This is a genomic window from Paenibacillus sp. J31R120, from assembly GCF_056269225.1.
Map to the genome: position 1 here is coordinate 62972 of NZ_JBWDNN010000012.1, position 20990 is coordinate 83961.

Annotated in this window: 15 protein-coding genes; 13 read left to right on the forward strand and 2 right to left on the reverse strand. The window is 50.0% G+C overall.

What is annotated here, in order from left to right:
- The first annotated feature begins 218 nt into the window (after window positions 1–218).
- Both AC0YNW_RS27215 and AC0YNW_RS27220 read left to right on the forward strand, forming a co-directional pair.
- On the forward strand, window positions 219–6737 hold the full coding sequence (locus AC0YNW_RS27215; RefSeq protein WP_475834539.1) for a cellulose binding domain-containing protein: 6519 nt from the start codon (window positions 219–221) through the stop codon (window positions 6735–6737).
- 39 nt (window positions 6738–6776) lie between these two features.
- Window positions 6777–7553 (forward strand): hypothetical protein, encoded by a 777-nt coding sequence (locus AC0YNW_RS27220; RefSeq protein ID WP_475834540.1) that lies wholly within the window; start codon window positions 6777–6779, stop codon window positions 7551–7553.
- 193 nt (window positions 7554–7746) lie between these two features.
- Here the strand turns inward: AC0YNW_RS27220 and AC0YNW_RS27225 are convergent, their stop codons facing one another.
- Entirely contained in the window at window positions 7747–7971 is a 225-nt protein-coding gene (locus AC0YNW_RS27225) for a helix-turn-helix domain-containing protein (protein ID WP_475834541.1), read from the reverse strand.
- Window positions 7972–8146: 175 nt separating this feature from the next.
- On the opposite strand from AC0YNW_RS27225, the gene AC0YNW_RS27230 reads away from it, so the two are divergent.
- Window positions 8147–8425: a hypothetical protein gene (locus AC0YNW_RS27230; RefSeq protein ID WP_475834542.1), complete on the forward strand. Its 279-nt coding sequence runs from the start codon at window positions 8147–8149 to the stop codon at window positions 8423–8425.
- 82 nt (window positions 8426–8507) lie between these two features.
- Here AC0YNW_RS27230 and AC0YNW_RS27235 read toward each other — a convergent pair whose 3' ends face one another.
- Entirely contained in the window at window positions 8508–9107 is a 600-nt protein-coding gene (locus AC0YNW_RS27235; protein ID WP_475834543.1) for a DJ-1/PfpI family protein, read from the reverse strand.
- Between the two features lie 308 nt (window positions 9108–9415).
- Between AC0YNW_RS27235 and AC0YNW_RS27240 the strand changes: the two genes are divergently transcribed.
- From AC0YNW_RS27240 to AC0YNW_RS27285, 10 genes are all read left to right on the forward strand, one after another.
- Window positions 9416–10150 carry a vWA domain-containing protein gene (locus AC0YNW_RS27240; protein WP_387479982.1) on the forward strand — a complete coding sequence of 245 codons (735 nt, stop codon included), beginning with the start codon at window positions 9416–9418 and terminating at the stop codon, window positions 10148–10150.
- Window positions 10134–11063: a serine/threonine protein kinase gene (locus AC0YNW_RS27245; protein ID WP_387479933.1), complete on the forward strand. Its 930-nt coding sequence runs from the start codon at window positions 10134–10136 to the stop codon at window positions 11061–11063. The genes AC0YNW_RS27240 and AC0YNW_RS27245 overlap by 17 nt, the downstream gene beginning before the upstream one ends.
- A gap of 20 nt (window positions 11064–11083) precedes the next feature.
- Window positions 11084–12496 carry a tRNA lysidine(34) synthetase TilS gene (gene tilS, locus AC0YNW_RS27250; protein WP_475834544.1) on the forward strand — a complete coding sequence of 471 codons (1413 nt, stop codon included), beginning with the start codon at window positions 11084–11086 and terminating at the stop codon, window positions 12494–12496.
- A 50-nt stretch (window positions 12497–12546) separates the two neighbouring features.
- Window positions 12547–13086, forward strand: a complete 540-nt coding sequence (gene hpt, locus AC0YNW_RS27255; protein WP_387479931.1) for a hypoxanthine phosphoribosyltransferase — start codon at window positions 12547–12549, stop codon at window positions 13084–13086.
- A 100-nt stretch (window positions 13087–13186) separates the two neighbouring features.
- The gene (gene ftsH, locus AC0YNW_RS27260) at window positions 13187–15202 is read left to right on the forward strand and encodes an ATP-dependent zinc metalloprotease FtsH (RefSeq protein WP_475834545.1); all 2016 of its coding nucleotides are present in this window, start codon (window positions 13187–13189) and stop codon (window positions 15200–15202) included.
- Window positions 15203–15454: 252 nt separating this feature from the next.
- Window positions 15455–16495: a BMP family lipoprotein gene (locus AC0YNW_RS27265; protein WP_475834546.1), complete on the forward strand. Its 1041-nt coding sequence runs from the start codon at window positions 15455–15457 to the stop codon at window positions 16493–16495.
- Window positions 16496–16627: 132 nt separating this feature from the next.
- Window positions 16628–18163 (forward strand): ABC transporter ATP-binding protein, encoded by a 1536-nt coding sequence (locus AC0YNW_RS27270; RefSeq protein WP_475834547.1) that lies wholly within the window; start codon window positions 16628–16630, stop codon window positions 18161–18163.
- Window positions 18164–18168: 5 nt separating this feature from the next.
- Window positions 18169–19251 carry an ABC transporter permease gene (locus AC0YNW_RS27275; RefSeq protein ID WP_475834548.1) on the forward strand — a complete coding sequence of 361 codons (1083 nt, stop codon included), beginning with the start codon at window positions 18169–18171 and terminating at the stop codon, window positions 19249–19251.
- A gap of 1 nt (window position 19252) precedes the next feature.
- Window positions 19253–20215: an ABC transporter permease gene (locus tag AC0YNW_RS27280; protein WP_387479926.1), complete on the forward strand. Its 963-nt coding sequence runs from the start codon at window positions 19253–19255 to the stop codon at window positions 20213–20215.
- Between the two features lie 201 nt (window positions 20216–20416).
- A complete protein-coding gene (locus AC0YNW_RS27285) occupies window positions 20417–20809 on the forward strand; it encodes a VOC family protein (protein ID WP_475834549.1) in 393 nt (130 codons plus the stop codon).
- Window positions 20810–20990 lie beyond the last annotated feature (181 nt).

Here is a 20990-nt window from a genome sequence, read left to right on the forward strand (position 1 = left end):
TTTTTAAAAATAGACTTGAAAAAAATAAGGCGATGAAGACAGCAGATTATGCTGTCTTTTTCTATGGATTTAATATGTTATTTTGTTAAAGTTCATGACTATTGATCTATTTAATGAAAACCTTCGGTTCTATAGTCCTATGAATTGGAATAATTGCCAGTCGATATATAGGGATAACGACATCTTTTTGGATAAGAATGGAGAGGGTTTAATTGAAGGTGAAAAAGCTTTGGGCAAAATGGATGAACTGGATGCTGATTATCGCTTTAATATGGTCCATTGCACCTGGTTCCATCGTAACGGCACAAGGCGGGCTGCAAGCTTCGGACAATCCGAAGTTTATTCAGCTTCTTCCATCTGTGTTCAACCCATCGGCTGGCGAAAGCACGACCATTCGCTGGAATTGGGAGATTGATCATATTACTGCCATTGAGGTTAGGGATGGAGAACGGCTAGTCGAGACGCTGACAACACAAATGTATGCGGGCGGTTATGCTGTTCATAACTACCAATGGGATGGAAAGGACAAAAGTGGTAAGGTGCTTCCTGCGGGCACATATACGATTATCGTACGCTCGACGGAACCGAAATACGAGAGATGGGCGCATGTCGCGTCAATGACCCTTGTAGACGGCGATGCCGACAAAGTTTATGTTGCGCCAAACGATGACAAGAGAAGTAATCAATTTGTAGTATATGGACTGAATGGCAGCAACAACGGCGTAACGAACGTTCAATTGACGGCCACAAATACAGAGAACGGTCAAGCGACAACGCTTGAAGCTACTCTACAGGAGAATCAGTGGTTTGCAAACGTAACGCTGCCGCCGTACAAGCAGATGAAGCTGGAGGCTGTGTTTACGGGAGGCACAATCGACAAGGCGCATACAGTGATCGTGAACCATCGATTCCGGCTATTCGATGACATGCGATTGTTGGCTTTGCAGTATTACAATGATGACAATGTAGTAGAAAAAATTAGGACAGACAACAAACTGCCGGAAGACGAGCCTAATCCAAGTGAGCTATTCGGAAGAAGTATTCTGGTCTATGAGCCGGTGGAGATTGTTCCGATTGCACAAGAGATCGATCCGCTCTCCAATACGCATGGCGTCATGGATGGGTATGAGGGACTTACGTTGTTATCTCCTGCAAATATGTCGACTGGTAATTATTTTGGTCATGCAGAAGATGTGTTTATTGACGGTGCGGCACCGCTCTTCTTCAACCGGTTCTATAATTCAAGAAGTGATAACATTAGTGAATTTGGTATGCACTGGAGTCACACATATTCCTATCGTCTGCGCGATCTGGGCGAGCAAGTCGTTATTATGTTTGAGGATGGACATACGGAGACCTTCACTGCAACGGGCGGCGGAAGCTATACGAAAGCCGAAGGTCGAAACCACGCCTTAAAGAAGCAGTCGGATGGTACGTATCAATTGTCGATTGATGGAATGACATTCCTGTATTTTAACGGGCAGGGCCTCTTAACAAGAGTAGCGGATCTGAACAATGTTCAGACCGTGCTGCATTATGACGGAACCAAGCTTATCCGAGTCGAGAAGAACGGCAAGTCGATTCAGTTCCATTACAATGGCAAAGGGCAACTGCTGAGCGCCACGGCTCCTGGTCAGAATACCGCCCAATACAGCTATCAATCCCAACAATTGAATAAGGTTGTACTGGATGAACAGGATTGGCTCTACAACTATGACGACGGCAAGCGGCTGTCCTCGATCATTAAGCCTTCCGGGGAGACGTTGCGATCCTTTGCTTATGACAGCCAAGGCAGGCTGATCAAGGAAACGAACGGCAACGGTCATTCCAGCACGTTAAGCTATGATGACTACGAACGCAAGGTCATTCTGACCAATCCAAAAAACGAGCAAATCACTTATTATTACGACAAAGATTATCGTCTGGTGAAGGTGCAAGACAGGACGGGAACAAAAACCTATCAGCATACGAATGCTTCTGCTGTAAGCAGCGTCACTTCTTTGGCATCCACAAGCGGTAATGTGGCGAAAGCCGTTAGTGCTCAGAGCAGCAAGAAGCAAGAAGTAAGGACGCTTGGCGCTGCTTCTTCCGCATCAAGCGACGTGTTGAAGGTGCAGATGTATAACGTCAGCGATCTAGGTAAACAGGACCCGACGAATACGATTCACCCAATGATGCGCATCTACAATACATCGCAGGGAACCATCGATCTGAGCGATGTAACCGTACGTTATTATTTTACGAATGACGGCATTACAGAGCAGGTCTACTGGTGCGATTGGTCGGATATCGGCTGCTCGAAGGTGAAAGGATCGTTCCTTAGTGTAGCCGCTAAAGGCGATACTGCGCTGGAGGTAGGCTTTGCCAGCGATGCCGGTGAATTGAAGCCGGGCGAATATGTAGAGGTGCATAACCGCTTCAACAGCAAGAACTGGAACGATTACGATCCGACCAACGACTATTCTTATAACGCTGGAGACAACATATTTGTCGATTGGAACAAGGTTGATGCGTTCTATCGCGGCGTGCTCGTATGGGGAGATGGCAGCGGAAGCGGAACGCCGGAACCAAGCCCAACGCCGACACCAACACCCGATCAGGGGGAGTCTCCAGGTCCAAGTCTGACACCAAGTCCAACACCTGAACTGGAGCCTGATCCGGAGAAAGTGCCGTACATCGAAGCATCGGATAACGGAACGCGCAGCATACGGGCCGAAATGTTCAACTTCAACCGGAGCGCCAACTACAACACGATTTATCCGTGGTACCGCCTTGTGAACGAATCGGATGAAGCGATTCCGCTGAAGGATATTCGGATTCGCTATTTTCTAACGGCGGATACTTCGGAGGAGCTCATCTTCTGGTGCGACTGGGCAAGCATTAGCTCAGGCTCGAAAGTAAAGGGCAACTTCATGAAAGTATCGAATCGGGATGGAGTCGTCGATACGGTATTGGAGATTTCGTTCACCGATCAGGATGCGGTATTGAAGCCTGGACAGTCTATAGAGCTTCATACGCGAATCGGCAAAAAAACATGGCCTGACTTCAAACAGACCAATGACTTTTCGTTTAATCCCAAGTCCACCCAGTATGAACCGTGGAAACGAATTGCGGTATTCGTAAACGGCAGATTTGTATGGGGACAGGTGCCGGTAGCTGCCGCTGATATTGCGCCGCCGGAAGAAGCGCCGCTGTATGTGCCGAATGATTTTGCAAAAACAAAGGCGATTCTCATTACGGACCAGCTGGGTAATAAAACCTCGTATGTATACGATGCTAATGGGAGTTTGACGCAAATAACGGATGCGCTGGGCCAGACATCGGTTTGGACCTATAACGACAGATCCCAGGTCACCAGCTATACGGACCGGGAAGGCCGTCAGATGTCTTATACCTATGATAGTCGTGGGAATCTGACTAATGTAACCGATGGAGAAGGTCATGTGACCTCCTATCAATACAATGCGCTTGGTTCGCCAACCTCCGTGACATTGCCGGATGGCTCGAAGATTCAGGCAGTGTATGATAGCAACGGCAATCCGGTAGAGTTCATTGAAGCGGACGGAAGTGTCTACAAGCAGACATTCGACGAGAGCAACAAGCTTGTTAAGTGGGTTGATCCGCTAGGCCAGGAAATCAAGCTACGATATAACACGCAAGGACAGGTTGACCGCGTCGAGTATGAGGACGGCACCTTCGTCTCCTATCAATATAATAAAGATGGAGAAATGGTAGCATTGGTTGATCGCAATGGAGGCATTACGCGATCCGAATACGATGCAGCAGGTTTCAATACGGCTGTTGTGGATGCGCTGGGCCAAAGAACAAGTTATATCTATGACGAACTCGGACTGTTGGTCGAGACTGTAGACCCGCTTGGTAACAGTGAGAAAATCATTAGGGATGGGTTCGGTCAAGTAACAACAAGAGTCAATAAGCTGAACCAGAAGACGGAATACAAGTACGATGCGATTGGCCAATTGTTGTCGACGACCGATCCCGCAGGTCATACGACCCGATACGAATATGATGCGATTGGCCAGCTTAAGCGTCAGATTCTGGCCGATGGTTCAGTCACTACTTATTCGTATGATGGCTCCGGTCTAATCGTTGAACAAAACGACCAAGGCTCCATAACCCGATATGAATACGACAAACGCGGCGCACTCATCAAGGAAACGAATGCGCTCGGATATTCGACTTCCAGGGTCTACAATGCAAACGGCTTGGTAGAGAAAGAGTTTAATGCTTCTGGTCATGCGACTTCTTATGAATACGATGCATCGGGACGTTTGAAGAAGAGTATTAATGCGCTTGGCCAAGCGACCTCGTATGAAAGGGACCAACTGGGTCGAACGCTTGCCGTTACCGATCCAAGCGGTGCGGTTACACGCTATGCGTATAACGACAGCGGTAAGGTATCTCGTGTCGTAAATGCTGACGGACATGCTATCGAGTATACGTATGATGCATTAGGCCGCAAGCTGTCCGAACGCGATCCGCGAGGCAGCATCACTCGTTATGCTTATGATGCATTGGGGCAATTAACTTCAGTGACTGACGCATTGGGAGCGAAGACGGCTTACCGCTACGACGCCGCAGGCAATCTGGTGGAGCAGGTGCGTCAGGACACTGGTGGAGTGAAGAAACAGATTACGTCGTACACGTATAATGCGGTTGGTCAGCGCCTCAGCATGACGAACCCGCTGGGCCATGTTACTAAGTACGCTTATCATGAGACAGGCGCATTGGCATCCATGACCGATGAAGACGGTTATATTACGCGTTATGCATATGACGAGTTAGGACGCCGCACGGCTATAGACTATAACGGGACATCCTCGGGGACATTCCGTTATGACCAGAAGGGGATGCTTGTGGAGGCGGCAAATGCTTCCGGCAAAACAACCTATGCGTATGATGCCCTTGGTCAATTGTTGACAAGCACCGACCCTAACGGAAAAGCAGTAAACTATACCTGGACACCGACAGGACGGAAAGCTTCGATGGCTTACCCAGGCGGAGATAAGGTGTATTATGAATACAACGAACTGGATCAGATTATCAAAGTAACAGGGCCGAAAGATAAGCCGGCTGAGTATCGTTATGACATCAACGGCAATGTATTGGAAAAGCTTGCGGCTGACGGCGTTACCACGTCATATAGCTATACATCGCTTAATCGACTAGAGTCGCTGAACGAGCAGCTTCCTTCCGGAGAGTTATTGCGGTCGATTACGTACAGCTACGATGCTGCTGGCAATATCGTTAAACAGGATGAGAAGGCAAGAGGCATTGATCGCAAGCGACAATATGAGTATGACGCATTGAACCAGCTTGTTAAGGCGCTGGATGAAGGCGTAGAAAAGACTTATGTATACGACGCTTTCGGCAATCGCACTCAGATGCAGGAGGGAAGTTCATCCCCAGTCCGTTATGAGTATAATGGAGCCAATGAATTGCTCAAGCGGACGCAGGGTATGGATGTAACAGCCTATACGTATGACAAGCGCGGTAATCGGGTAGAAGAGAAGCTGAACGGTGTGACTAATGCGACCTATACCTTTAACGAAGCGAATCGTCTTTCTGAGTTGAAAAAGGCTGGCGTGACAACGACCTATTCGTATAACGTTGACGGTCATCGCACGAGAAAATCTACAGGAGCAGATCAATTGGTTTACGTGCTTGATCCGTTAAGCCCTTATGGAGAGGTGCTGGAAACGTATCAGAACGGTCGTCGAGCTGATTCCGTCGTATATGGTAAGGATCGTCTGGGTGTAGTGAACGAACAAGGTGACTTCTATAGCTACAGCCTTGACCATCTGGGCAGCGTCCTTGAGCTTCGGAATTCAGACGGGGCTGCCGCGGAGAGCTATAAGTATGATGCATTTGGCGAATTGCTTGCGGGACCAACTGGTAATTCTGACGTACAGACTCATCTGTCCTACACGGGTCATGAATATGACCCAGAGAGCCATTTGTATTATGCTAAGGCACGATATCTGGATGCTAGATTAGGCAGGTTTGTTAGTGAGGATACGTATGAAGGAGACATTTTTAATGTAACCACATTAAATTTATACACGTATGTCAGCAACAGTCCACTACTATTTACTGATCCATCAGGATATGCTTTATGTGAGGGGGCGACCAACTGCAACCCAAAACCATCCCCAACAAGGAAAAAAGAAGTACAGTTAGTTTCCAGCCAACAGCTTATTGATTTGGAATTTGAGAATGTTGACGACAATATGGTTAACGGATTAAACGAAACATTAAGAACATATGAAATAAATACAGTTGAAAGAATAAGACATTTCTTGTCACAGATTATGCAAGAATCTGAACGTGGGTTGTGGACTACCGAGCTAGGTAAAAAGAGTTATTTTGATAAATATGAGCCTGGAACCAAAATAGGTAAATCTTTGGGTAACACCAAAAAAGGAGATGGATATAAATATAGAGGTGCAGGCTATATTCAAATGACAGGGAGATACAATTATCAAAAGTTTGCTGATGCAATGAACGATCAAAAAATTATGGAGCTAGGGGCAAAATATGTAGCAGAGCATTACGCATGGCACGCAGCCGGTTTTTGGTGGCATAATAATAAGATGAATGATTTGGTTGATTCAGGCGCAACTGTTGCACAAGTTACAAAACGTGTCAATGGTGGTACTAATCATTTATCGAATCGCGAAAAGTACTATAAACTTACAGTTAAAGTAATCAAATAAAATGAAAATCAAAAAAATATTTAAGTGGGAGGAGCTCATTTGTTCAAAAAAGGAGTAGCTTTACTTCTAATTTGTGTCGCCTTGGCCTCGTGTGATAATGGGGATCTTAATAAAACCACACTGCAGGCTAATGCCTCGACTGAAACTGCTATTGGATATCAGATTATTGACTCAAGTTTCACTCGCAATAATGGATCGATTAAGTATCCCGTAATCAAAACAACAGCAGATGCCGACGATGTCCTAGTAAATGAACTAATAAAAAAAGAGCTTATACAACGATTAGATGCCAATTTTACGGAAACGGATACTATTGAGTTGAATTATAAAATTACAGCTAACAATAATAAAATTTTAAGTATTCAATATGTTGGTTATGTATATGCTGAGACTGCGGCATACCCTGTACATGTGCTTTTTACTACTAATATCAATTTGGAAGAAAATAAAAAAATAATATTAAGCAACGTTCTAAGAGTTAATGACAAGTTAGTCGAGGCATTCAAAAATGGCACATACAAAAGCTATGATGATAATTTTAATTTAGCTGAAGAGGGGGTATTGGATAGCATTATTAATCGAATAGAGGGCAGCGAATGGCTGGAGTTGCTATCTAATGCTGATCAAGAGGTAAATCTATCAGGTGCCTTTAGTTATATCACCGACAATGCTTTTGGTATAAGTATTCCGATTGCGCATGCGGCAGGAGATCATTTAGAACTGGAGGTTTCATTGGTTGACCTTGTTGGTCATTTTAACAATGGAAGTAGTATTTTAGAGACGCTTATTAAAAGTTTCCCGGTGCAAGATCCCTAATATGAAAAATGAGCTGTTAGTCTGAGCAAGATAGATTATAAAAAAGCCATAAGTGGATGTGATGTGACCCCGAAAAGTTAGACACTGTATATTAGGCGGCTTCAAGAGCATGAGTCCTGGACTGTACCGGACTCATGCTCTTTAGTTTTGCTTTACCCGGCTTGTGATTGCAGTACGTTATATATGGGTCATATTAGTTCTCTGACTCTGAACAATTCTCAACCGAAACAACCAATTGATCAACCGTAATATCCAGTGCCGTACAGATTTGTTCCAGCGTGCGGATATAGACCCTGTCTACGGAATCGGAGCAGAGATGGTTGATGGTCGCAATTCGCATATTCATGGAAAGCGCGAATTGCCTTTGAGAAATGCCGCGTTCCGCCAGTATTTCACGCAAGCGAATATGAATTTTCATACTTCCTCCATTACCGTTAAGCGTAATTAAAAAGAGTATAGCATAAACAGAGTATAAATACATTGCACTATACTCTTAAGGGTGGTATATTAATAACCAATTAAACCCTTAAGAGTTTAAACCTTAAAGGGTATAGACAATCCTAGTCTTGTCGATAAGGAGGAGTATGACAAGTATGGTGCGAGAACATCATTCGTCGCCCATGACCAAACCAATGGACACCTACAATCTCTACATCGAGCAGGAGGATACGTTCTATCAACAGCTGGAAACGTTGGAGCAATGCCAGGTTGCGGTGTTTGACCATATCTTCCGTTATGGCGAGCGCTTCAACAAAGCGACGGTCGAGCAAGTGCTGCGGAGCGTTCATCAGCTGGAAGTGAACGTACGGCTGGAGTTGCTGCAATTGCGGCTGGACAAGGCATTCCTGGCCTATGACATGAAACATAACTAACCGCAATAGAAGAACCGCTCTTACTCCCATCAAAAAAGGCTACCCCAACAGGCCCAATGACCCGCTAGAATAGCCTACCTTCTTATAGCACTAATGTCTCATTTTCTTGACGTGCAGCCTGTTCCTCCCGAACAAGCCGGATGAACTCTCTCATGAAGCCCGGCAGGTCAGGCCAGGCATGGCCGCTGACCAGCTTGCGGTCGGCATGCAGCGTGTCCGTCGTGTACGTGGCGCCCAGGCGCTCGACATCCGGCTTCACGGCGTTGTAGCACGTCATCGTGCGGCCCTCGAAGTAGCTTGTATCTTTCAATGCCATGAACACCAGCGCGCCGTGGCAGATGACGCCGATCGGCTTGTCCTCTTGGAGGAAATGCTCGACGATGCGCGGCAGCTCAGGGTGGTTGCGTATATATTCCGGGGCGCGGCCGCCGGGAATGACAAGTGCGATATATTCCGACGGATCGATATCCGCGAAGGAAGCATGAGATGGCAGCAGATGGGCAGGCTTCTCCGTATAGGTCTCCCAGCCCTCGATAAAGTCATGAACGACGGTATTCAGCACTTTTTTCTCCGGGGATGCAATGACAGCATCATAACCTTCCTCTAGCAGGCGGTAATAGGGATAGAAAATTTCCAAAACCTCTGTTCCGTCACCCGTAATCAGCAGAACCTTGTTCGACATGCGCTCACTCCTTCAAGGAATTTTTTGGCATACACTCCTATTATCTATGGGGCGTCCAAGTCTGTAAATCTATCCGAAGTCACCGTGTCCTTCTGCCCAATCCGGTTCTAACCCTGTCAGATTCGGGCGATGGCAACCCCCGATGGGATGGGCTATACTAATATGAAGCTTACCTTGGAGCGGCGAAAAGCCGATAAATACGGGTAAGGAAAAGGAAAATGATAGGTAAGAGGCGTTTATCTCTCTCAAAAAAGGCAAAGCTGATAGAAATGGCTTTATAACTTTGCTATGCGGAGGGATAGACGATGATGAGGCAAATATTGCTGATAACAGATGGCTGTTCGAATGTGGGACTCAGCCCGGTGGTGGCGGCGGCTCATGCCAAGTCGGAGGGCATTCATGTCAATGTGGTAGGTGTGCTCGACCATGGGGATGTAGGCGAGCTAGGCGCGGCAGAGATTGAAGAGATCGCGCGTGCCGGCGGCGGACTGAGCCGTATGGTCAATACGCGGCAACTATCGCAGACGGTCCAGATGATGACGAGGAAGACCGTGGTACAGACGATTCAGATCGCGGTGCAGAAGGAGCTGCAACAAGTGCTGGGCAACGGCTCCATCGAGGCGCTGCCGCCGGAGAAGCGGGGCGAAGTCGTGCGCGTCATCGATGAGCTTGGCGAGTCGTCGGGTCTCCGAGTGGCGCTGCTGATCGATGCCAGCGCGAGTATGAAGCCGAAGCTCGCCGCTGTGGAAGAAGCAATTCACGATTTGATGCTTAGCCTACAGGCCAGACAGGGTAAGAGTGAGATATCGGTATTTCATTTCCCAGGCTCGCGTCATGGCGATGATTGCATTATGGATTTGGCTTGGACCAGCCATCTGAGTGGCGTGCATTCGATATTTCCCAAGCTGCAGATGGGCGGGACAACGCCGACAGGACCTGCAATTATGCAGGCGGTCGATTATTACAGGCAAGGCGAAGCGGGGGACTACGGCCGCAGAGGCAGACATGAAACGGATGGGATGATGGGTGACTACGTCGTTTAAGCTGGAGCTGCGGCGCGGAAGCGTCGTAATCGGCAAGTGGAGACAAGGCAAGTACCGGGTGGAACGGCTGCTGGGAGAAGGGGCCAACGGGAAAGTCTACCTGGTCCAGAAGGACAGGGATTGGTACGCGCTCAAGGTGGGAGCGGATGCAGTAGACATGCAATCCGAGGTGAACGTGCTGAAGTCGCTTGCTCAGCAGAAGGGTCAAGGGATGGAGCCGTTCCTGTTCGACGTCGATGATCTGTACGGACCGGGCGGGAAGGAATATCCGTTCTACGTGATGAGATATGTGCGCGGAACGACACTTGCCAGCTACCTGAAGGAGCAAGGGGCGGAATGGTTCCCTCTGGTCGGGCTGAATCTGCTGAGCAAGCTTGGCAGGCTGCACCGGTCAGGTTGGGTATTCGGCGATCTGAAGGTGGAGAATGTGATGGTGGCCGACTACGGTCATGTTGAGCTGGTAGACTTCGGGGGTGTGACGGCTGCCGGCAAAAGCATCCGCCAGTTCACAGAGATCTACGACCGCGGGTATTGGAACAGCGGCTCGCGTTCGGCCGATCCGAGGTACGATCTCTTCTCGTTCAGCGTATTATGTATCCAGTTGCATGAACCAAAGCGCCTCCATCAGCTCACGAAGGAGCTGCTGCCTCAGAACCGATCAACAGTCGAGCTTATGGCGTTAGCGGAGGGGTGCGCGATGCTTAAGCCGGTGGCTGGCTGGATGCGCAAGGCACTGCATGGCGAGTTCAGAGACGCAGAGGAAGGTGCGGCTGCGTGGCGGCTGCTGATGCACCGGAAGGAGACGCGCAGATCCTCCACAATGCCGGGCTGGCTGAAGGGGCTCGTTGCGACCTCCGGGATTCTGCTCGCGGCCTCGATCTTCGTCTGGTTGCTTCGCAATGTATGGATGTAGCAGAGGAGGGCAATAGAATAATGAATGAACCGCTTCAGATGGAACTTGCGAAGGAAGCGGCTGCCCACAGCATGTGGGAGAAGGGCGATACCATTCTGGTGGCCGTGTCCGGAGGGCCCGATTCTATGGCGCTGCTTCATATGCTTCATGCGCTGTCTGACCAAGGCATTAAGCTGGTTGCTGCTCATGTGAATCACGGGTTTCGGGCGGAAGAGTCCGCCTTCGAGCTGGAGGTTGTTCAATCGTTCGCTAAGAGCCTTGGGGTGCCATGCGAGACCATTGTCATGGATCTGCCTTCTTATATAGAAGAAAACCGATTGAATCTGCAAGCTGCCGCGAGGGAGAAGCGATACGAATTCCTGTACCGGACAGCGACTCAGTACGGCGCGTCATGCATTGCGCTCGCCCATCATGCAGATGATCAGGCGGAGACGGTGCTGATGCGGCTGATCAGGGGAGCGGGACTATCGGGACTCTCAGGCATGAGCAGCGTCCGTCGCGAAAAAAATGTGCAACTCATACGCCCCCTCCTTCGTATGAACAAGTCAGACCTTCTGCGTTATTGCGAGGAGCACGAGATTCCGTACTGCGTTGACAGCAGTAATCTGGCCCGGTATTACTTCCGTAATACGGTTCGTCTGGATGTCATTCCTTATTTAATGCAGTTCAACCCGCAGCTTCCTCAATCTCTCCAAAGACTGGCTGAAGTAGCCGGCGCGGAGGATGATTGGATGGAGCAGCAGGCATCGGAATGGTTCAGCCGCATCGTACGCTGCGGAGAAGGCGAATGCCAGGTGGAATGCCGGGAGCTGTCCGGTCTGCACGTCGCTTTACAAAGGAGATTGATTAAACTAATATTAAATTATCTGTCTCAGGATACGGAAAACATAACCTATGGCGCCGTCGAGACGATGCGGCAGGCGGCATCTTCGCATGCTCCAGCTACATGGCGGATGGACGCCGCAGGCGGGATCCAATGCTTGCGCGAATACAGCGTAATGAGATGGGTACATACGAATGCAATACCGGATATGGCAGGCGGGTACAATTACGTCATCGAACAGGGAAGCGATGAACGAATTGAAGCGGCGCCAAGCGGATGGAGCTTCCGGTTAGAATGGTTGGAGACTGCGGCTGCGAAGCCGGCATCCCGCATGGAAGCACATTTCGATGTGGCCGGACTGGTCTTTCCGCTGCATGTGCGCAACCGCGTGCCGGGAGACAGAATTCATGTTTTAGGATTAAATGGGTCGAAAAAAGTGCAAGATATGTTCGTTGACGAGAAGGTACCGCCCTCCCGTAGAGAGCTGTATCCGCTGCTCTGCGACGGTGACGGCAAGCTGCTGTGGATTCCCGGCATCCGCCGATCCGCGCATGCCCTTCCAGGGAGCGGAAGCGCACAAGTTCTGCGTATTACGGCACTCAACGAATAAGGAACAAGGGAATACACATAAACATAGGTAACGCGTAGGAGGCTTTTGAAGTGCAGAACGACATCCAAGAAGTGTTATACAGCGAAGAGCAGATTGGCGCCAAGGTAAGAGAACTGGGGGCTAAGCTTAGCGCTGATTATGAAGGGCGGAATCCGCTCGTTATTTGCGTCCTCAAAGGCGCGTTTATTTTTATGTCCGATCTGGTGAAAACTATTACCGTTCCGCTTGAGATCGACTTTATGGCCGTCTCCAGCTACGGTGCTTCCACCAAATCATCCGGCGTCGTCAAGATTATTAAGGATCTGGACGTGTCGGTGGAAGGACGCGATGTCCTCATCGTCGAAGATATTATCGACAGCGGCCTGACGCTCAGCTACTTGATCGACGTATTGGAGCGCAGAGGCTCGAAGTCCGTGACCGTGGTCACGCTGTTCGACAAGCCGGCGCGCCGCACGGTTAGCTTGGAGCCGAACTACAAAGGCTTTACGCTGCCTGACGAATTCGTCGTGGGCTATGGCCTGGATTATGCGGAGAAGTACCGCAACCTTCCTTATATCGGCATTCTGAAGCCGCAGGTTTACGAAAAGTAATTCGCGCTGGAACCGTACATGTCCGCCCTCCGGTAGCCTCTATTGTGATGGAAAGTCATGCTATGGTAAAATATCTAAAGCGTCTGAGAGGAGGTAGGGGATGAATCGGATTATCCGAAATACTGGTTTTTATTTGATCATCTTTTTGGTTACCGTTGGTGTTTTTCAATATATTAGCGGTCAAGGGGATTCCACCAAGCCGCTGAGATACGATGAATTCCGCCAAGTTGTGGAAGCGGGAAATGTAGCATCGATTACCGCGAAGTACGATAAGGAATCGTATTACATTACGGGTAAATATAAGACAAAGCCGGAGGGTGCGGACAATGATAACTTCACGTCCCGCATGAACACCTACGCGGCAGAGCAGAACCTCGATGCTTGGCAGAAGGAATACGGCTTCGAGTATAAGGCCGAGCCGATGGATACCCCAAGCTTCTGGGTGACGTTCCTGACGTCCATTATTCCGTTCATTCTGCTCATCGTACTGTTCTTCTTCCTGATGAATCAGGCTCAAGGCGGCGGCGGCAAAGTGATGAACTTCGGCAAGAGCCGTGCCCGTCTGTACAACGAGGAGAAGAAGCGCATCACGTTCGAGGACGTGGCAGGCGCAGACGAGGAGAAGCAGGAGCTGGTGGAGGTCGTCGACTTCCTGAAGGATCCTCGCAAGTTCAATCTCGTCGGCGCACGCATTCCGAAGGGCGTATTGCTCGTAGGTCCTCCAGGTACAGGTAAGACATTGCTTGCCCGTGCGGTTGCGGGTGAGGCGGGCGTTCCGTTCTTCAGCATCTCGGGCTCCGACTTCGTGGAGATGTTCGTCGGTGTCGGCGCATCCCGCGTACGTGACTTGTTCGAGAACGCGAAGAAGAATGCGCCATGTATTATCTTCATTGACGAGATCGACGCAGTCGGCCGTCAGCGCGGCGCCGGACTTGGCGGCGGGCATGACGAGCGCGAGCAGACGCTCAACCAGTTGCTGGTTGAGATGGACGGCTTCGGTGCGAATGAAGGTATTATTATTATCGCAGCGACGAACCGTGCTGATATTCTGGACCCTGCGCTTCTGCGTCCGGGCCGCTTCGACCGTCAGATTACGGTTGACCGTCCAGACGTGAAAGGCCGCGAAGCGGTACTGAAAGTCCATGCGCGCAACAAGCCGCTTACCGGCGAGGTGAAGCTGGACGTTATCGCGAAGCGTACAACAGGCTTCAGCGGTGCGGATCTCGAAAACCTGCTTAACGAAGCGGCGCTTCTTGCGGCACGCCGCAACAAGAAAGAAATCAACATGGTGGATATCGACGATGCGATTGACCGCGTGATTGTCGGCACGGAGAAGAAGAGCCGTGTCATCAGCGATCGCGAGAAGCGTATCGTGGCCTACCACGAAGCAGGCCATACGATTGCAGGCTTCTTCCTGGAGCATGCCGACCTCGTGCACAAGGTAACAATCATCCCGCGGGGACGCGCAGGCGGATATGTCATCATGCTGCCGAAGGAGGACCGCATGCTGGTCACGAAGCAAGAGTTGCTTGATAAAGTTACTGGATTGTTAGCTGGCCGGGTAGCGGAAGAAGTATTCATCGGTGAGATCGGAACCGGCGCATACAGCGACTTCAAGTCAGCAACTGGCATCGTGCGCAGCATGATTATGGAATACGGCATGAGCGATAAGCTCGGTCCGATGCAGTTCGGCAGCTCGCAAGGTCAAGTGTTCCTGGGCCGTGACATTGGCCATGAACAGAATTACTCTGACGCCATTGCGTACGAGATTGACCAAGAGATGCAGAACATTATCAATGATTGCTACGACAGAGCGAAGAAGCTTCTCACAGAGAAGAGCAAAGAGATGCATCTGATCGCGAATACGCTGCTTACGGAAGAGACGCTTGAGATGGAACAAATCAAATCCTTGATCGAAAAAGGCGTGTTGAAGGTAGAAGGCGAATCGCCATCCGGCGAAGGCTCCTCATCTGCTGAGGTTACAACTGCCGAACCGATCATCGACGAGATTGGCGATGTGAAAGTTCGCATCCAACCTCGTGACGAGGCGGAAGTGAAAGACGCAACGCCACCGGATCAATCCGGCAACAATTCCGACGATCCAGATAAAAAGTAAACCATATTCGTCCCGTTGCTCCTTCATGGAGCCGCGGGACGTTTCATTTTTTAAACTAGCGTGATTATTCATGCAATTCATTACATAAACATGCAGTAGCGGTGTTAATGTATCTAACACAATTTGATTGACGTAAATTTTTTTGTCACTATAATGAAATAATAGCGGCAAGAAACAGCAATACTGTAAAGGTAATGCTGTGCTTGTTGTTGTCATGTTCAAAAACAATTTAATTAAGGGGAGAATTGAAGCATGAAAAAGACATTCAGCTTTATGCTCATGCTAGTAGTCGCTCTGTCGCTTGTATTGTCTGCTTGCGGACAAGCCAAAAACGGCGGAACAAATGAGGGTGGAAACAAAGTCGAGTCTGACGGAAGCGGCAAAGACTTCAAGATTGGCATGGTAACAGACGTAGGCGGAGTTAACGATAAATCGTTCAACCAAAGCGCATGGGAAGCTCTTCAGAAGCTGAAAGCCTCCACTGGCGCTGATACGAAGTTCCTGGAGTCCAAAGGTGAAGCAGACATGGAGCCGAACCTGAATAACTTCGTTCGTGAAGGCTACAGCCTGACTTGGGGCATCGGTATGCTGTTCGAAGACGCTCTGAAAAAAGTAGCGACTGAGAATCCGGATGCTAAGCTTGCTGTAATTGACGCTGTTGTAGAAGCTCCGAACGTAACATCCGTTACTTTCGCAGAACAAGAAGGCTCCTACCTGGTAGGCGTTGTAGCTGGCCTCATGACAAAGTCGAACAACATCGGCTTCGTAGGCGGCATGGAAATTCCGGTTATTACTCGCTTTGCGAAAGGCTTTGAAGCTGGTATTAAAGCTGTGAATCCGGAAGCTAAAGTCAATATTACGTATTCCGGCGCTTTCGATAAGCCTGACCTTGGCAAGAGCATCGCAGCTACTATGTACAACGACGGCGCGGACATCATCTTCCACGCTTCTGGCGGTACAGGCAATGGCGTATTTAACGAAGCTATTGAGCGTAAGAAAAGCGGCAAAGAAGTATGGGTTATCGGCGTAGACAAAGACCAATCGCTGGAGTTCGGTGACGAAGTCACGCTGACATCCATGATGAAGGGCGTTGAAGCGGCGGTAACGAAAGTATCCAAAGACCTGATCGACGGCAAATGGCAAGGCGGATCGCATCAAGTACTTGGCCTGAAAGACGACGCAGTAGGTCTTCCTGAGACTTCCACGAAGAATGTTCCAGAAGACGTTTTGAAAAAAGTGGAAGAGTACAAAGCAAAAATCGTCAGTGGAGAAATTACGGTTCCGGGTGAATAAGATCGATAGATCGGACTCACGATAAAGCTTGGCATGGGTCACAGAGGCAAGACCGGCATGAGCCGGTCTTGTCCTGTTTCTCTGATCAGAAAGAGCGAATAACTATATGTGATCCCGGGAGATGATGAACGCATGGATCAGAGCGGGGCAGTCGTACAACTGAAGGGCATTACCAAGAGGTTTCCTGGCTTGGTTGCGAATGATTCCATTAACTTCGAGCTGAAGAAAGGCGAGATTCACGCTTTGCTCGGTGAGAATGGAGCAGGCAAGTCTACGCTTATGAATATCTTGTTCGGTCTGTATCAGCCGGATGAGGGTGAAATCTGGATTAACGGAGAGCAGACAGTCATTGACGGCGCCTCCAAAGCAATTGAGCTGGGCATCGGCATGGTGCATCAGCATTTCAAACTTGTGCAGCCCTTCACGGTAGCGGAGAACATCGTTCTTGGCAATGAACCGAAGAAGGGGCTTACGATTGATTACAAGCTCGCGAACGAGAAGGTTAAGTCGATCTCCGAGCGCTATGGTCTGAAAGTAGATCCGCAGATGCGGATTCAAGATATTACGGTTGGCATGCAGCAGCGGGTTGAAATTTTGAAAACGTTATATCGGGGCGCGGAGATTCTCATCTTCGACGAGCCGACAGCTGTTCTAACCGTTCAAGAAATCGAGGAACTGATCGAAATTATCCGTAATCTCGCTGCAGAAGGTAAGTCCATCATCATTATTACGCATAAGCTGAAGGAAGTTATGGCGCTGGCTAATTCGGTCACTGTTATCCGAAGAGGCAAGGTCATCCGGTCGCTCAGCACAAGCGAGACGAGCGAGCGCCAGCTGGCCGAGCTGATGGTAGGACGCGACGTCAACTTCCAGGTCGAGAAGTCGAAGAACAAGACTGGCGAAGTGGTGCTCTCGGTTGAAGGGCTGCGCATGAAGGGCGATCAGGGCAAGATGGTGCTGGACGGCACCAGCTTCCAGGTACGCTCCGGCGAAATCTTCGGCATTGCAGGCGTAGACGGCAATGGACAAAGCGAGCTGATCTATGCGATTACGGGCATGCGCAAGGTGCAGGATGGTCATGTGAAGCTGAATGGCACAGACGTGACGAACGATACGCCTCGCAAAATCTCCAATGCCGGTGTCGGCCATATTCCGGAGGACCGTCATAAGCACGGGCTTGTGCTTGATTTCAAGCTGAGCGAGAATATGATACTCAACACATACTTTAAGCCGGAATACGGCAAGTCGGGCTTGATCGACGAGAAGTCAATGGACAATCTGACTACCCGGCTGGTAGAGGAATTCGACGTGCGCACCTCCGGCATCTATACGCATGCGCGTGCGCTGTCCGGCGGCAATCAGCAGAAGGCGATCATTGCCCGCGAGCTGAACAAGGACCCGGATTTGATCATCGCCGTACAGCCGACTCGGGGATTGGACATCGGTGCGATTGAATTTGTTCACAAGCGTCTTATGGAGGCGCGCAATGAAGGCAAGGCTGTCCTGCTTGTATCCTTCGAGCTGGACGAGCTGTATGCTTTGTCCGACCGGATTGAGGTTATGTATGAAGGCAAGCTGGTTGGTGCGGTGGACGCCGATAATAGGGATGATGAGCGTCTCGGCTTATTGATGGCCGGCAATTCCGATCATGATGGGGAAAGGAGCTAGCGGCAATGGACGTAATCAAGAAGATTTTTAATGAAAAAAGATCGCTGCTTGTGCCGATTGTCTCCATCGTGCTCGGCTTGTTGATCGGGGCCATTGCGATGCTGGCAGGCGGCTATAATCCGATTCTGGCGTATAGCTCCCTCTTCAATCGGGTGATTGGCAGCCCGTATCATATGGGTGAGACCATTCGTGCGATTACGCCCTTGATCTTTACGGGGCTCGCGGTAGCCTTTGCTTTCCGTACGGGTCTGTTCAACATCGGGGTAGAAGGACAATTCGTTATGGGGATGACAGGTGCGACGCTGGTTGGCGTCCTGCTTGATCTGCCATGGTACATTCACGGACCGCTTGCCGTAATTACGGGCGCCGTATTCGGCGGACTCTGGGCAGGCATCGTCGGCTACTTGAAAGCGAAGCGCGGCGTGAACGAGGTTATTTCCTCCATCATGCTGAACTGGACGGCTCTATATTTGGCCAACTTCATCGTAACCAGGTTCCTTACTGACCCTGGCCAGCAGAAGTCTAGAGCGATTCATGAATCCGCTCTGATGAATATTGAATGGCTGGTTCAACTGATGGACAAAGCTCGGATTCATTGGGGCACGTTCGTGGCGCTGGCATGTGTCATTATCTTCTACATCATCTTGTGGCGTACGAAGCAAGGCTACGAGCTGCGCGCAGTCGGACATAATCCGGATGCTGCGCTCTATGCTGGCATGAACGTCAATCGTACGATCGTGAAGTCGATGATGATCAGCGGCGTGTTCGCAGGTCTTGGCGGCGTGTTCGAGGTGCTTGGCGTATTCGGCAATCAGACCATTATGGCGGCATCGCCTGGTTATGGCTTTGACGGTATCGCCGTTGCATTACTTGGCGGCAACACGCCGGTTGGCGTTCTGCTCGCGGCTATCCTGTTCGGCGGTCTCAGCTATGGCTCCGCCGGTATGAGCTTCGGTGCAGGCGTGCCTCAAGAGATTGTCCGGATCGTTATCGGATCGGTTATCTTCTTCGTGGCGGCGCATGGCATCGTGAAGTTTATTCTTAAACCGTTCATGAGCAAGCGCGCGAAGCGGAAGGAGGCGGCGTAGGATGCAATTTATTGAAGTATCTGGCCAGCTCATTAACATTACGCTTGTATTCTCCACCGCACTAATCTTCGCCGCTCTCGGCGGTATGTTCTCGGAACGCTCGGGCGTAGTCAATATCGGTCTGGAAGGCCTGATGGTATCCGGCGCTTTCGCGGCTGCGGTCGCGACGGACTATGCCACGCAAGCAGGACTTGGCGGCATCTCGCCATGGATTGGTTTAATTGCGGCAATAGTCTTCGGCGTTGTGTTCTCCCTTCTGCATGCCGTAGCGACGATTACATTCAAGTCGGACCAGACCGTAGTCGGCGTCGTGATTAACATTCTGGCGCTAGGAACGGCTATTTATTTCACCCGGAGCCTCTATGACGGCTCGGCTCAGACGAGCCAGCTGACAGAAGTGTTTCATAAGGTGGCAATTCCGTTCCTGTCCGATATTCCGATTATCGGGGAAGGCATCTTCCGTTCCTATCCGACGACGTACATCGTTATCGTGCTTGTGATCATCAGCTATTTCGTGCTGTTTAAGACGCCTTTCGGATTGCGTCTTCGCGCGGTTGGCGAGCATCCAAGCTCGGCTGACACGGTTGGCATCAGCGTAACGAAGTATCGTTATATCGGCGTTATGCTGAGCGGCGCGCTTGCCGGTCTTGGCGGAGCGACGATTACGCTGACGACAACAAGCAGCTTCGCGCATAATACGATCTCGGGCCAAGGCTTTATCGCGCTTGCCGCCCTGATCTTCGGCAAGTGGAATCCGCTTGGCCTTGCAGGCGCCGCCGTATTCTTCGGCTTTGCGCAGGCGCTGCGGAATTTCGCGCAATTGTTCGATTTCTCGAAGCAAATCCCGACGGAAGTGTTCTATATGCTTCCGTACGTGCTTACGCTGATTGTCCTTGCGGCGGCAGTCGGCCGATCCAGCGCTCCTGCGGCGCTTGGACAGCCATACGACCCGGCGAGAAGGTAGCTTGAATCAAGAGTGGCCTGCCTTGGCCGCTCTTATGCAAAAGATCGTACTCCATTGCAGCCAGCGAAGGAGTGCGATTTTTTTGATCGAGGCCAGGGTGATGATGCCGCAGCTGAATGGATAATACGCGGCTTGGTTTGAAAAGCTTTGTACAAGGGCGGCATTACGCCGATCATTCTGAATGCTGGAGGAGAAAAACACATGCAAAAAATCAATACGTTTCTAATGTTTGAAGGTCAAGCGGAGGAAGCCATGAACTTCTATCTGTCGCTATTCGAGGATTCCGAGGTCATCAGCATTTCCAAGTACGGCCCGGAGGGACCAGGCGAGGAGGGCACGGTCATCCATGCGACGTTCAAGCTGGCTGGTACCACTTATATGTGCATCGATAGTCATGTCAAACACCAATTCAGCTTTACGCCTTCGATCTCTTTATATGTAAATTGTTCCTCCGAGGCCGAGATCGAGACGTTATGTGCGAAGTTGTTAGAAGGCGGGAAAGCCTTGATGCCGCTTGGCGAATACGGCTTCAGCCGGAAGTTTGCTTGGGTAGCCGACCGCTTCGGGGTCACATGGCAGTTGAACCTGGCATAAGGTCAGACGCTGCTCGGCATGTGGCGGTCATGTATAGCGATGAATGGGGGCTCGTCCGGCAAGGACGGGCTTCTTTTCTATAAAATGAGGAAACATCCATTGACAGAGCCATCTGCCAAGTGTAAATTAAATCTTAATCAAATGAATTTATCCCTTTTGGTTTAAACTATAGGCAAGCGAA